The sequence below is a fragment of the Bradyrhizobium sp. LeoA1Lang genome (assembly GCF_055413685.1).
The window spans coordinates 1-13,847 of sequence record NZ_JBVAPG010000192.1 but is presented as its reverse complement, the minus strand read 5'-3'; the positions used below and the strand labels follow the sequence as shown (position 1 = coordinate 13,847).

Genomic DNA, 13,847 nt, shown 5'->3' with positions numbered 1-13,847 from the left:
ACTTTCTTCGCAATGCCCACCTCGATATCCCAGCGGCCGTCGAGGCGCTGCGCCAATACTGGATGCCGATCCGCTACGCACGCGCCCGCTGATCACTGCGAACGTGGGAGCTCTTACCGCTTACGATCAAACGGGCTGGCGTTCCGTTCAAAGGATCCGGGCGCGCCGCCGCGGCCCGCTCGATGATCTCGGCGACCAAACGGGCTGATGTTGATCGGCTGCCGTCTGCAACTGTCGATTTAGCGAGTCCGCTCCTGGACCTGACTCAATCCACAAGCCGTCCGAATGCATAGGTGTATTCGAGTGCCATGCGGCGTGCATGTTCAGTGAGATTGGCGGCGGCGCTGTGCCCCCATCGATATTCTCATAGTAGAAATAGGGCTGGCCCAGCGCAGTGAGCCTGGCGGCTGCCTTGCGGCCATGCGCCGGATGCACGCGGTCGTCCTTGGTGGACGTGAGGATGAAGGGGACCGGGTAGGTCTTGCCCGGGACCAGCTTCTGATAGGGCGAGTAGGCCTCGAGCCACTCGCGCTGCTCGGGAATGGCGGGATCGCCATATTCGCCGGTCCAGGAGGCGCCGGCGCCCAGCTTGGTGAACCGAAGCATGTCGAACAGCGGCACCTGCACGATCGCCGCGTTGAAGGGGTCGGGTCGCTGGGTGATTGCGGTCCCCACCAGCAGGCCTCCCTGGCTGCCGCCGACCACGCCGAGCCGGCGCGGAGAGGTGACGTTCCGGCGGATCAGGTCCTCTGCAACGGCGATGAAATCATCCCATGTCCGCTGCTTCGTTGCCGCCTGGGCAGCCTCGTGCCATAGCGGCCCGAACTCGCCGCCCCCGCGCAGGTTCGCGACGACATATGCATTGCCCTGCTCGAGCCAGAGCCTCCCCATAACCCCCGCATAGGACGGCAGGAGCGGCTTCTGAAACCCGCCATAGCCATGGAGAAGGGTTGGGGTCGACCCATCAAACCTCGCATTCGGGGGCCGCACCAGAAAGTAGGGAATCCGGGTGCCGTCGCGCGAAGTTGCCTCGAACTGCTCCACGATATGCTGGGACGCGTCGAACTGCGGAGGTGCCATCTTCAGTGGCTCGAGGCGTTGGCTTGCGGCGTCGAAGTAGTAGAGCGACGTCGGCCTGAGGAAGTTGGAGACGGCGAACATCACCTCCTCCGTTTCATCGGAAGCGGCTTGCAGGCTCACGCTCGCATTCTCCGGGAGCGGGATCGGGGTGGCCCGCCAGGTCCCCTGATCGTACTTGTAGACGAACGCCTTGCCCTAAACATTGTCGAGGATCGTCAGGATCAACAGGCTCCTGGTGGCCGCGAAGCCGCCGAGCGCCTGCCGAGCCGCTGGTTGGAAGACCAGTGACGGCCTGGCGCTGAGCGGATCCTGTTTCCATTCGTCCAGGTCATACGAGATCATCGAGCCGGCCGCGAAGCGACTGTCGCCGGATGGCGCCCAGTCTTCGTTGAGCGTCACAAGCAGGCGGCCACTGGCGATGCCGCCGATGTTCGCCTTCTTTGGCAGGTTGAGCTTGATCGGCCCCTTGGGCCCGAAAAGCACATACTCCTGCTCGAACCTGCTGATGGCGCGCATGGCCCCGGTCGCATGGACCTTGCCTTCACTGTCCCGCAGCACGAATGGCACCGTACTGGCATCGGTCGGTTCGCCGCGGAAAACCTCGCGCGCTTGAACGAGCGGCTGAGCGCGCTTGAGCTCTTTCACGACGAAAGGGTAGCCGGCCTTCGTCATGGTCCCTTGGCCCCAATCTCGTGCGATGAGGATCGTGTCCCCGTCGACCCAGCTGACGTTCTGCTTTCCCTCCGGAAGGTCGAAGCCGGTCGTGACGAAGGCTTTGGCGTTCCGGTCGAACTCGCGCACGAACGCCGCGTCCTTGCCGCCGTCTGATAGTTTGGCCAGGCACAGGCGCCCTTCAGGGGGCAGGCAGCTGCCGCCTCGAAAAACCCAGTTCTTCCCCTACCATTACAGTTGTAATTTTTTCTTGAGATGGGCTTTGCGCGCAGTTGCCTGATGAGCCCTGCGCCAGAACGACCATGCGAGGACGCGGGCGTGCGGGATGCGCCGCTGGGCGAGCTTCATGGCGATGCGGCGGATTTGCTGGATCGACCAGCGGATCGTGTATGGAACGGCCCGCGGGCGCAAGAGCTTTCTCAGTCGACTTCACACATGGGAGCGGTGCCGTCATGTATACGGCCTGTAAAGCGCGGCGCATGACCGCTGGCCTCGATGAAGTCCGCGACACAAGGGGCTAATCAATCAGACGCGCTTGAAGCGCATTGTCGCGCCAGCCTCACTCATGCCGGGATTTCGTCCCGTGGGTTCATCGCCTGTTATTGCGCCTTGCCCTCTGCCGGCCTGCGCCGGTCAGATCTCTTTGACAGCTGCTGTATGCATCAAGCGGCAGCCGTAGTCGTCGCCAGCGTCTCCGGACACCGGTAAATCCCGCCCTTGTTCAAGAGCGCCCAAGCAATTCGCGCTGTCTTGTTGGCCAGCGCGACCGCTGCCACCTTGTACGGACGTCTGGCGAGCAGCGCCCTCAACCACGGCCGCGCCCGATCGGCCTTCCGGGCAATTCGCAGGACGGATGTCGCCCCAAGAACGAGGAGGCTCCGAAGTTCGGGGTTTCCTATCTTCGAGATGCGTCCCATCCGCTCCTTGCCCCCACTCGAATGCTGTCGTGGCGTCAGTCCCAGCCAGGCAGCAAAGTGACGAGCGGATTTGAAGCCGCCGGGATCTGGCACCAGCGCCTTGATGGTCGCCGCTGTAATGGCTCCAATGCCGGGGATCGTAGTCAGTCGGCGCATGTCCTTGTCGGTCTTTGCCGCAGCAACAATGGCTCGCTCGAGCTTGTCAATCTGGTCCGCCTGGGCCTCGATCTGATCGGCAACTGCCGTCAGGGCGACGCGCGCTGCCGCAGGCAAGCGGACATCTGCTACGTCCCGTACGATTGCAACCAACGCCTCGACCTTTGTCCGGCCAGCGGCGGCAATGATGCCCAACTCGGCGAGATGCGAGCGTAGGGCGTTGATAGTCTGCGTTTGCTGTTTCACCAGAAGTGCGCGACTCTTCAGGACCATCATTGCGGCTTGTTGCTCAGCCGTTTTGATCGGAACGAAGCGCATGGTCTTGCGAGTCACGGCCTCGCTGATGGCCTCGGCATCCGCCGCATCCGTCTTGCCGCGCTTCACGAAGGGTTTGACATAAGCCGGCGGAATCAGCCGCACTTGATGACCGAAAGTTGCAATCTCGCGCGCCCAATAATGGGCGCTGCCGCAGGCTTCCATCCCCACCAGGCATGGTGGCAGCTTCTCAAAGAAACGCAGAACTTCGCTGCGCCGTAGTCTCCGGTTCAACACCGGCGAGCCATCGCCACCCGCGCCGTGAACTTGAAAAATGTGCTTCGCCAAATCCAACCCGATGGTGCTAATCTGTTTCATGGAACGGTTCCTCCTTGTGGCTTTCGAATAACGACCACGTTTTAGCACGATGATGCTGTCGGAGCGGGCCGTTCCACCACATCAAATCAGGATGAGAGCGCGTATTGCCTCATGTAGCAATGTTCCCGAAGGCCCAGTCGGCGCCTCACCTATTTTGCTCCCGGACCGAATGGAGGAGGAGGCCGGTCGTGGAGCTGTCAGATTGCGCAACGACCGGCCTCCTCCGGGCATCGTTTGCTTCATTGTGTCGCCGCGTCATCATTAATTTGCAGTGCCGTATTCGTGGTGCTGAACAGGAGCGCGTTGGCCTGCTCGCTGCGCCATGATTTAAGACGGCGCTGAAGCGTTCTCAGAAGTTTGTCAGGATAGGCGCTGGGATGTTCGGCCTGCAGCTTGCCAAGAAGCTCGCTGCCGGTACGCCACGGCTCAGCTTCGAACCAGGTTCGCAGTTCCGCAGTCACCCGAATGAGCGGATCGGGCGGCGACGTTCTCTCTTTGCCTTCACGACCGGTCGGTCTGTCGGCCGTACTCCGCCATCCTTCCAGGCCGTTCGCAAGCTAGCCAGGAAGCGCTCGATTGACTGTGGTTCGATGGAGTTTTCGGTAGCCGGCTTTATATCGGCAAGCGCTGCCAGCGATTCCTGGGCAGCCCTGATGTCCCGCAACAGCACGACCGGATCCAGCCCAGCATAGATTTCTTGCAGGTGGATACGAACCGCGTCGGATGTGCGAACTTCAGCGATCACGCGCTGATGCGGAGTCGCGGGTGATTGCGATTTAGAATCAGTTATTTGGGAGATTCTCATTTCAGCATGTGGAGAGCTGAGCGTGGGTCACCAGATATCAGACGGCAGTGCATCGCGTTTTGCGGCGTATGTCGAGGGGCTGACGAGCGTGACTGGCCATGCGGACCGCGCCGGTCCGCTTCGAGACTATTGCGCGGGTTTGATGCTGCCATGTGAGCGGAAGAGCGTTGAGCCGATGGCGGCGGTGACGGCGCCTGAGCGCACGGCGGCGCAGCACCAATCGTTACTACATTTTGTCGGACGAGAAGGTGTTGGCCAAGGTGCGCGAACTGGTGCTGCCGGCGATAGAGCGTCACGGGCCAATCGAAGCCTGGATCATCGACGATACCGGCTTTCCCAAGCAAGGGCGGCACTCGGTCGGGGTAGCGCGGCAGTATTGCGGCCAGCAATTGTCAGGTCGCGGTGTCGTTATCGCTTGCCAATCGCCACGCCAGCCTGCCGGTGGCCTACCGTCTGTGGTCGCGCTCGCCGCCACTCTGGCTCGATGCCCATGTTGTGCCGTTCCAACCGCAGTGCGCATGTTCTCGCCACAATTTATGACGCAGTACGACTAGTCGTTTAGTCCCAGCTGTGGGCATCATAATACCGGAGAGCTTCATGACAGCTATGACGAGCGCCGGAACGTCAGATCATTGCCGGCCGGGCTGCTTCGCTATCTCGCAAAACAGCCCTAGCTCAAGCTGCGCTCCCCGATTGTGACACACCTTCGTGCTCTGCGAACGCGCCGGAGCTTCGATGGGCGAGAAGTTGCACTTCAATCAGGCGCGCTATTCAGTTGAAGCCGACATCAGCCCCTTAGTCGGTTCTGAAGTGCCTGCCGATCAACTACGAGGCTGCCGAGGCTCAGATCTGCCTGCCGCCTTCCCGCGAGCCGTCTGACCAGCTCCCGCGTACCGTCTACCACAAAGACACCGCAATCATAGCCGTTCCTTTGCTGGCTTATGGGGGCATCTTGCAGATCGGCTCCTACCCGCGCTGCGAGCATTGCTGCAGGTCTGGCATTGTGTCCCTGGGCGGAGTCGTAATGGTAGGCAACCGGCCTGTCGCGATTGCGGCGGTCCACCAGCAGCAACGACCAATGGGAGCCGACGCCCCCGCGGTCCCTAGCGCTGGCATCGTTCCCTTGCAGGGACAGGAGGTGTCTCTCTTGGTCCTGCGGGTTGCTATCGTTCACCGGCAAGAACAGGAAGTCGGCTATATCGTTACTATTTCGATCATAGATAATGCGCTGGAGCGCTTGGTCATCGGTACCTTCTCGTACCATATAGGCATTGAGAGGATCCACGAACCGGGTTCGCGCGGCGAGATTTGGATTGGTGCGCTGCAACTCCTGCGACAGGAGCTCGTAGTCCCGCTGGATATGCTCGTCACCCAGCCATTCGAGACCGGGATAGACGTCTGGCTCGCCCCTCGGCGTTGGAAAGTCGAAGTAGGACGGCGGTTGCACGGACCAGCTTGAGCTCGAGCCAGCCGGCTCTTGCGGCATGCCTGATGGCCCGATGAAGAACGGGGGTCTGCCGGCAGGGCTGAGCACCGGCCCTGACTGGGCGTCGTCACGCATCTCCTGCGGTGTGGACGGCAGACCAGTGAAAGAATCGAGATCGCGATAGACGTCTGAGGACCAAGCCGGCTCGCCCCTCGGCGTTGGAAAGTCGAAGTAGGACGGCGGTTGCACGGACCAGCTTGAGCTCGACCCAGCCGGCTCCTGCAAGCCGGCCTGCCCAAACGGGCCTACCATCGGCGGCCACTCACTTTCGGACGGCGGCGTCGGCAAATCTCGCATCCAGGACCAGGTTGAGTTCGAGCCAGCCGGTTCCTGCAAGTCGGCCTGCCCAAACGGGCCTACCGTTTGCTGAGGAAGGGATACACCCAACGCTTTGTTTGCCTCGACGAGTTGTAGGTAGTTCCGAAGCATCGTCAAATCTTTTTCATGCACCTTTGCCGAAGCTTTGGTCCTCCTGAAATTCTTAACATCTTCGTCCAACGCGTGCTGCTGCCCAGTCCCCCTGAGTCGGCCAACTATGCTGCTCCTATCCTCCCTTCGGAGCCAGTCACTGAAACCCCGAAGCCGGCTAGCCGTTTCGTGAAAAGGCTGCCTCTGCTCGGAAGTCGAGTCTCCAAGGTTACGCAGGGCTTGAACGAACATATTGTCGATGACGCCGGCGTCTTCGGGATGGGGGCTTAGGAGGCGGTGTCCCATGAGACGCGGGCCGGGCCCGATCTGTTGGATGTTTTCTTCCCCCGACCCAAGCCTCCGGAGATTCGTCAGCGACGAATGAAGACGGTCGTTAGGGTCGTTACCTTGCGCTTTATACTCATCGATATCGTCCGCCAGCGCCTCATCTCGAAAGCGGGGAGCCAATGGCTCCTTGTTGTTTTCACGGAGCCAGTTGGCGAATTTTTTTAAATGTACCAGATTGTCGTCAATCGTGGGTAAGTGAGCCCCGGCCTGCATGGCTGCTGCCTTGAACCTCTCCATGATCGCCTTGTCTTCGGCAGGAGGCTCAGCCAAGCGCTGTTGTGGGTGAAGATTGAAATTTGCGGGGCGTCCCTCGGCTTTCGCGATGTGGGACTCCTGAAGCACTGTCAACGCCGGATGGACACCTTTTTTGCCACCCTCCTCCACATAGAGTGTCGCAAGTCGTTTCAACTCATCAGGACGGTCAAGCAAGCTGGACAGCGTCAAGGTCGTGGGCCGAAGCCAGGTGCGGAAATTATGCAGATTGTGCACCCACCGACTAACAGTAGAGCGGCCGCAGCCGGCGGATTTGCCCGCCTCTTTGAACTCGGAAATAAGCCTCTCGTCATCTGTGATCTCAGCTGGCGGGAGATCGGCGTGCCGGAGATTTTCCAACGCCTCAATGATTTGATCTTTGATGTTTTTGCTTCCAGCGGGGTCCACGTCCTGCGCATAGTCCCGCGCATCGTCCTCCAACCCATGCTGGTTCAGCCGGTCGGCAATTGAACCTCTCTGGTGCTCGTTAAGCCAGGCACTGAAGTTGCGTAAATGAGATGCATGCCTCTGAGCGGTGTTGAACGTGCTGCTGCCGACGGACGCCCTCATAATCCTGGAAATAAGCACCGTGTCTGACTCAAAGGGCTCAATCGCGCGGCGCCGCTTGGCGAAATCCATGCGAAGCTCTGAATGGACCACCACGTACGACGCCGCGCCCCCAGACGACTTCTCGCGACGACTCCCCCCAAAGACTTTGCCGACCGCTGACTTAACACGCGACCACAGTCCCCGGCTTTTGCTGTTCTTCGTCCGGGCCGCAGGCTGCGCTTCCGACAGCGCGGTGTAGCGAGTGCTGCTGAACAGCCTGTCACGCAAGTCAGACCGCGATGCCTCCGCAGCCGAGCCGCCGAGGTGAGCGCGAGGGAGGTCTACGCTGTAGTGCGTGCTGCTGAACCAGTTATCCCGCAGGTTGGACCGCGATGGCACCGAACCCCCGACATTAGCGCGCTGGGTTCTTCCATGCGCCTGTGCAGCGTGATTATCAGCCGAACTAGCATCAGACGAACTAGGGTCACCGGAGCTCTCATCAGAGGACCTGAGTTGTAGCTCGGCCAGCTGCTGCTCAAAGCCCGCCGGATGTTCAGACATGTTGTCCGACTGTTGTCTCGCCCGCTGCTGCTCTTGCAGGGCCGCGTACTCCTGCATCCAACCGTCCGTATTAAGCCATCCAATATCGTTCGTTTCCACACTAATCTCCCTAGATGAGATAAATCTTCATGGCCAACCCAAAGCTAAGCTCGGATGCACGGGCCGCAGAGCATCCAACCTGAGAGAGGCAAAGGTCAAAGTCGACAACCAGAACAAAGCCACCGAACGGCAATCGTCGCACGACCCAGTCCGAGCGCCTTCAGCCTTACTGGTCGCCGCCTTGTCGGACGCAAGGCCCGACCGATATCACGCGTCAGGTCAGCTTACCCTGAGTGCTTCTTCCACACGCCGTCCGTCAGTTATGTAACGCTTGCGATTTGCATTCCGAGCAAGCCAAGAGCCCCTTTGAAGGCTTTGCGTTGGCCCGCCGTCCACGTCTCATGCTAGGAACGTTAGCTGTTGAGAAGCTGACGAGCCTCAGACGGATCCACAACGAGCCAACGGGCGACCGCGTTGATTTTTGCCGGAAGCTGGGCCTCGTTGGGCCGCTGCGTGTTCCAGACGATGGTGATCACCAATTCCAGGCCATCGTGATCACTCATTGAACGAACCCGCTACGCGGGAGTGGGGAGGAGCCTGCTGAACTGAGGTGTCCTGTCTGAGAGGATGTTGGTCTTCGCACCACCCCTCTCAAGACAGGAGACCCAGATGGCTACGATGAGCCCTCTTCGCCAACGCATGATCGAGGACATGACGGTCCGCAATCTGTCGCCGTCGACTCAGCAATCCTATATCTATGCGATCGCAAAGTTTAGCCGACCGGACCGGCTGAGTTTCGAGCAGGTCCGGCCTATCAACTGCATCTCATCGGCCAAAAGCGTTCGTGGTCCCACATCAATCAGGTGGCCTGCGCGCTGCGGTTCTTCTACGGCGTCACACTCGGGCAGACGGAAGCATTCGAGCGGATCATCGGTGGCCAGAAGCCCGACAAGCTCCCGCTCGTCCTTGGTGCCGAAGAGATCGAGCGCTTCCTGGACGCGGTTACAGGGATGCGCAATCGCGTCGTGCTGGCGACGGCTTATGCAGCGGGCTTATTCACTGGCTTCGAGATCGGCCAGCTCGAGATAGGCCCAGTCGTGCCAGCGCGGACCTTTGGTCCCTCCGCCGGACGACAGGCGGCGCCAGGCCTTTTTGGGAAGGCTCCGCGCGATCGCGGCGGCGGTGCCGGCGACAGGCCGCTGCTTGCCCCAGGAGCGGAACACATGATTGGACGCAACACCCAGGACATAGCCTTTGCCCGCCTTGCGCAGCAGGGTTTCGATCTCTCCAATGCCATACACGCTGTCCGCCGCCACGAACGAGAACGGCACGTTGGCCGTGGTCGCGCGAGTGATCATCTGACGCGCGATCTTGGGTTTCGTCGCAAAGCTCACATCGCTCGGTACATGCGCTGCCTTCAGGCGAGCGGAGTCGTCCGTCCATTCTTTTGGCAGGTAGAGCGCCCGGTCGATGAAGGCATGGCCATGCCGTGACACATAGGCGGCGAACACTCCGATCTGGCAATTGGTGATCTTGCCCGCCGAGCCAGTGTACTGGCGTGCGACCCCGCACGAGGCCTTGCCCTGTTTCAAAAAGCCGGTCTCATCGATGACCAGGACCGCGTCCTCATCGCCAAGCGTCTCCAGTGCGTACTCACGCACAATGTCGCGCAGCGCGTCGGCATCCCAATGCCCTCGGCCCAGAATCGCCTGCTGGCGCCACGGGCCTGGATCGCCAGCTGCCTCCGCCCGCATCCAACCCGTCTTGCGCGGCTCGTTACCCAACAGTCCGTCGAGAAACTGCCACGCCGAGGCCGCGACCCGCTCCTGCGTCAACAGCGGACGGATGCGTTCCTTGGCATCTCGCAACGAGGAAGCCCACAGCGTCAGCGTATCTTCAACCGACGCACCACCAATCATCAGATCCCGAATCATGGTCACCCATGGATTCAGAACCCTCAATCAATTGCTCGCGGTAGGGACGCTCATTGCTGAGCGCCCCCCGCACAGATCCGGACGGGCCCAATTAAGGCATCCGGCTCCTACCTTGGGTGTGTGACGGCGAAGCGCTGTTGGGGCCAGGGATGCAGGATACGGGGTTGAGGAAACCAATCATCTGCCAACTTCGTCATACGATCCCAAGTGAAGCCGTCTCGTTGGCTACGCCGCCGAAGCGTTCGTCGCCAGAGGTCGGTCACATAATAGCGGAAGGCTGAAAGCGCCCGTCCGTTTGCAGGAACCGCATAGTAGGCGAAGTGGCCGGTGATGACCTGTCTCAGCCATTTACCCTGGACGGGGATCGGTTGGTGCATTCGACGCCGCAGCTCTCCCTTGATGTCCTGAGGCTTCATCCGCAGACGGTCGCGACGGGTCTTCCTTTGGAGCAGGAAGCTCCCCCGACGTGACTTACCGTAGATGTGGGTGAAGCCCAGAAACATGAACGTCTCCGGTTTGCCGAGCCCGCGTGCCTTGCGATTGGCCGCCGCATCGCGACCGAACTCAATCAGGCGGGTCTTGTCCGAATGGAGCGTCAGCGCGAATGCCTCAAACCGTTCACGCATCGCATCAAGGAAACGGCGAGCGTCGTCCTCATGCTCGAAGCCGGCCACCAGATCATCGGCGTAGCGCACGATAATCATATCGCCGTGAGCCTCTTGCCGTCGCCAGCGTTCGGCCCAAAGATCGAATGTGTAGTGCAGGTAAACGTTGGCGAGCAGCGGCGAAATCACCGATCCTTGCCCCGTGCCCCTGTCGTCCACGGTTACGACCTCGTCTTCGAGGATGCCCGCCTTCAGCCATTTACGGATCAGGCGGATGATGCGCTTGTCGCCGATGCGGTGCTCCAAAAACTGGACCAGCCAGTCTTGGCTCACACTTCCGAAGAAATTTTGCACGTCGGCGTCAACTATCCAGTTCACCTTCCGCGTGGTGATCGCTACCGCCAGGGCGTCCAGCGCATCATGTGGCCCCCGGCCGGGTCGAAACCCGTAGGAGAAGCCGACGAAGTCGCTTTCGTAGATGGCGTTGAGCACCATGACGGTCGCGCCCTGGACGATTTTGTCTTCCAGAGCTGCGATCGCCAGCGGTCTCTCCCGGCCGTCAGCCTTCGGGATATACGTCCGGCGTGACGGTTGGGGCCGATACGCTCCTCGGTGGACCCGAGCGTTCAGATCCTCAAGCCGAGGCTCCAGGTCTGTCTCGAAGTCCTGCCATGTCACACCGTCCACGCCGGGGGCTGCTTTGCGCTTGAGCGCGTAGAACGCCAACCGGAGCGTGTCAGTGTTGATATGGTGGAGAAGCGCCGTGAACCGCTCTTTCTTCCCAAGCTTTGCCGCTTGCCGTACGCGGTCCAGCGCCTGGGTCACGCGAGCCCGGGTCTGCGTCCGGTGCGTGCTTTGCTGTCCCGCGTTCCTCCTGGTCCCAGCCCTTGGCTCCATCGCCTCTGCCACCGGAGCCCCGGCTTTATTCGGCGACTTCGTCGCTACTATGGCCGAGTCAGACTTCTCCTGATCGTTCATCGGCGGCTATGGCTCCTCGCCTTCCCACCGCGGACCAGGCTGCTCAGCGAGCATCTGGCCGACCAAGAGACCTCCCGGTTCCCGTACAAGAAGCTTCTGCACATGCCAGGGTCTGCGACCACGCCGAAACGACTGGGCGCTCGCGATATCGCACCCCTTCGTGTTGCCTTCCGCTCAGTTGACAGCGTCGGCTCTCGGGAAAACACTCTTTCGCGGCTCAATGGCTGGCCTGTGCGCTCCCCTGCCGACGCTTCGCCGACATCCTCGCGGATGCCTGCGCACGGCTCGGGGCCGATGTGGGTCGCTACTCCTTCATCGTCGTGGACTTCCACCACCTACTCCTTGCCGGTCTCCCGGCGCACCAACTGTAATGTTAGGGTTCAGACTCAATTGATCCAATAGGCGACGACTGCGGCGATGTGGACGGCAGCCAAGAAGTTTCTGGCGAGTTTGTCGTAACGAGTTGCGACACGCCGGAAATCCTTGAGCCGGCAGAAGCAACGCTCGATGACGTTGCGCCCTTTATAGGCGCGCATGCTGAAGTTGTGGAGGGTCACCCTGTTGGATTTGTTTGGAATGACGGGCTTCGCACCACGATTGACGATTTCGGCGCGAAAGCCGTCGCCGTCGTAGCCTTTGTCCCCAATGAGGGCAGACATTGGCGGCGCGAGGTCCAAAAGGGCCGGCGCTGCGGCAATATCTGCATCTTGGCCCGGAGTGAGATGAAATGCGCAAGGTTTGCAATCAGGGTCGCTCAGCGCGTGGATTTTCGTGGTCCGCCCGCCGCGCGAGCGGCCAATCGCCTGTTCATGCTCCCCCCTTTCCGCCGCTCGCCGAGCGATGCGCCTTGATCGAGGTGGAGTCGATGGACAAAGTCACGCCGTCCTTGCCGCCGCGGGCGAGCGCTTCAAAGATCGCTTGCCAATGTCACAACCACCTTCTTGCCAATTCCGAGATGTTTTTCTATCGCTGCGATTCTCTCGAGTGCGTGGTCTATCCCCTTGCGGTAGCCGGAAATATTCTCGACTTCTCGTCGAAGATCATCGAGGTCGTGACGAAGCGTTCTCAATTCCGAGTGGATTTCACTAAGCTCGCGATCAATGCGGGTGAAGCCAGCGTCGACTTTCTTCTCCAGTCGACCGATCTCGTTACGAATCTCTGTTCGAATATCCTCACCTTCTTCTTTGATAAGTCGAGCAAGCTTGTCGAAATCGGACTCCTTCTTAGCCATCCTGGAAGTATAGCACGGGGCCGATTGCCATGATCCCTTAGTCGCTCGCCTGAACTGATCGAGGCTGGATGCGAATGAAGGCAGCCGCCGATAGGTGCCATCCGAGTAGCGTTGGTAGCTCTGCCAGACGTGCGGATCGGCATCGGGGTCTCCGAAGTGCACCAATCCATCAAAGGCCCAGCCGTCGTCGGGATTGACGCCAAACCACACATCGCAAAACCGATCGCCCCGATCATCGACAAGCTGCACGAGCCAATCCGTTTTACCATGCTGACAGCGTACCTCGAATCTGAAGGCAGGTGCGTGGGAGAAGAGTTGCGGCATCAGTCGCTGGTTGAGCTCGCGCTCTAACCAGCGCTCGCGCGGTTCTCGCGCTTACGAATGAACGTCTCATATCCCTCCGGATTAACCTCCTTCAGGCGATCTAGCGCGCGCTCAGCTTCCAGATCGGCGGCCTTGCTATGACGCTGTTTGATCTCGTTTACTTTCGCTTCCATCCCTGCGAGCTGCCCCATTGCTGTTGTTACATCCTCGGATGCGATCTTGAGCTTCGCGCCTGGTGTCTCCTCGATGCCTACGAGCATCGCCCTAAGCTCTTTAACGGCATTGCAAAGAATGACCAGCTGTTCAGCTAAGCCAATCTCAGCACTTACGTCATTATCGACTTGCCGGTGAAAATTCGGTGCGATGTCCTGCACCACCGACCCGCTGAGTGGCGCGAAAAATGGAAAACTCAACCAAGAGAACCAATTAGGGTTTGACATAGAATCCTCTCGGCTATCTTGGTGTTCTTCCTCAGCATATTCCAGCAATTGGCGTGCCAATCGGCTTGGTTTCGACGATGGCGAAAGTACAGATATCATTTCCATCGGGCATGCGAACCTAGCGCGGCCCGGATGTATACAATTCACCCTGAAATCACACGGATGTTGTAGGCTCTCGGTCATGGCAAACAGCATGATCGTCTCACAGAGAGTTCGCTGGGGTCCCGTTGATGGTCGCCCCGCAGGCATCCGCGTATTAGAAGAGAACGAGGCTGAGGCTGACTTTATAGCGTGGCCTGACTTAGCAGTCTGCTGAAAAAGCCCTCGTCAGGGGCTGCGATTGATGATTCTATATCGATCATGGATCGTCGGGGGTTCGCATGCGGGGCGCTTTTTCGGATCAGGGCGGATTATTTTCGTACATTACGC

Annotated in this window: 9 protein-coding genes and 4 pseudogenes; 1 reads left to right on the top strand and 12 read right to left on the bottom strand. The window is 60.1% G+C overall.

Annotated features, from left to right (window positions below; all coding sequences use genetic code 11):
• Window positions 1-147 precede the first annotated feature (147 nt).
• The 5 genes and pseudogenes from ACZYOF_RS37475 to ACZYOF_RS37455 all read right to left on the bottom strand — a co-directional run.
• Window positions 148-1,200 carry a prolyl oligopeptidase family serine peptidase gene (locus ACZYOF_RS37475; protein ID WP_463718909.1) on the bottom strand — a complete coding sequence of 351 codons (1,053 nt, stop codon included), beginning with the start codon at window positions 1,198-1,200 and terminating at the stop codon, window positions 148-150.
• Between the two features lie 75 nt (window positions 1,201-1,275).
• The gene (locus tag ACZYOF_RS37470; protein ID WP_463718908.1) at window positions 1,276-1,881 is read right to left on the bottom strand and encodes a hypothetical protein; all 606 of its coding nucleotides are present in this window, start codon (window positions 1,879-1,881) and stop codon (window positions 1,276-1,278) included.
• A 102-nt stretch (window positions 1,882-1,983) separates the two neighbouring features.
• Window positions 1,984-2,163 (bottom strand): hypothetical protein, encoded by a 180-nt coding sequence (locus ACZYOF_RS37465; protein ID WP_463702904.1) that lies wholly within the window; start codon window positions 2,161-2,163, stop codon window positions 1,984-1,986.
• 251 nt (window positions 2,164-2,414) lie between these two features.
• Complete coding sequence (locus ACZYOF_RS37460) at window positions 2,415-3,458, bottom strand: IS110 family RNA-guided transposase (RefSeq protein ID WP_463718907.1); 1,044 nt, start codon at window positions 3,456-3,458, stop codon at window positions 2,415-2,417.
• Between the two features lie 239 nt (window positions 3,459-3,697).
• Window positions 3,698-4,227 (bottom strand): annotated as a pseudogene (locus ACZYOF_RS37455) (ISNCY family transposase); the annotation flags it as partial.
• Window positions 4,228-4,285: 58 nt separating this feature from the next.
• Between ACZYOF_RS37455 and ACZYOF_RS37450 the strand changes: the two are divergent.
• A pseudogene (locus ACZYOF_RS37450) lies at window positions 4,286-4,743 on the top strand (transposase); the annotation flags it as partial.
• Window positions 4,744-5,050: 307 nt separating this feature from the next.
• Here ACZYOF_RS37450 and ACZYOF_RS37445 read toward each other — a convergent pair.
• The 7 genes and pseudogenes from ACZYOF_RS37445 to ACZYOF_RS37415 all read right to left on the bottom strand — a co-directional run bounded on the left by ACZYOF_RS37445 (window position 5,051) and on the right by ACZYOF_RS37415 (window position 13,613).
• Entirely contained in the window at window positions 5,051-7,966 is a 2,916-nt protein-coding gene (locus tag ACZYOF_RS37445; RefSeq protein ID WP_463718906.1) for a Ulp1 family isopeptidase, read from the bottom strand.
• Window positions 7,967-8,319: 353 nt separating this feature from the next.
• The gene (locus tag ACZYOF_RS37440) at window positions 8,320-8,469 is read right to left on the bottom strand and encodes a hypothetical protein (protein ID WP_155255602.1); all 150 of its coding nucleotides are present in this window, start codon (window positions 8,467-8,469) and stop codon (window positions 8,320-8,322) included.
• A 492-nt stretch (window positions 8,470-8,961) separates the two neighbouring features.
• A pseudogene (locus tag ACZYOF_RS37435) lies at window positions 8,962-9,840 on the bottom strand (IS701 family transposase); the annotation flags it as partial.
• Between the two features lie 107 nt (window positions 9,841-9,947).
• Window positions 9,948-11,423: a group II intron reverse transcriptase/maturase gene (gene ltrA, locus ACZYOF_RS37430; protein ID WP_463718905.1), complete on the bottom strand. Its 1,476-nt coding sequence runs from the start codon at window positions 11,421-11,423 to the stop codon at window positions 9,948-9,950.
• Window positions 11,424-11,809: 386 nt separating this feature from the next.
• Window positions 11,810-12,347, bottom strand: a pseudogene (locus tag ACZYOF_RS37425) (IS5 family transposase); the annotation flags it as partial.
• Window positions 12,331-12,903: a hypothetical protein gene (locus tag ACZYOF_RS37420; protein ID WP_463718904.1), complete on the bottom strand. Its 573-nt coding sequence runs from the start codon at window positions 12,901-12,903 to the stop codon at window positions 12,331-12,333. The gene ACZYOF_RS37420 and the pseudogene ACZYOF_RS37425, both read right to left, overlap by 17 nt.
• A 98-nt stretch (window positions 12,904-13,001) precedes the next feature.
• The gene (locus ACZYOF_RS37415; RefSeq protein WP_463718903.1) at window positions 13,002-13,613 is read right to left on the bottom strand and encodes a hypothetical protein; all 612 of its coding nucleotides are present in this window, start codon (window positions 13,611-13,613) and stop codon (window positions 13,002-13,004) included.
• Window positions 13,614-13,847: the final 234 nt, after the last annotated feature.

Bases quoted from the DNA above. Each gene is read 5' to 3' on its own strand.
- ACZYOF_RS37460 (WP_463718907.1), bottom strand. From the start codon at position 3,458: ATGAAACAGATTAGCACCATCGGGTTGGATTTGGCGAAGCACATTTTT.
- ACZYOF_RS37440 (WP_155255602.1), bottom strand. From the start codon at position 8,469: ATGAGTGATCACGATGGCCTGGAATTGGTGATCACCATCGTCTGGAAC.
- ltrA (WP_463718905.1), bottom strand. From the start codon at position 11,423: ATGAACGATCAGGAGAAGTCTGACTCGGCCATAGTAGCGACGAAGTCG.
- ACZYOF_RS37415 (WP_463718903.1), bottom strand. From the start codon at position 13,613: ATGCTGTTTGCCATGACCGAGAGCCTACAACATCCGTGTGATTTCAGG.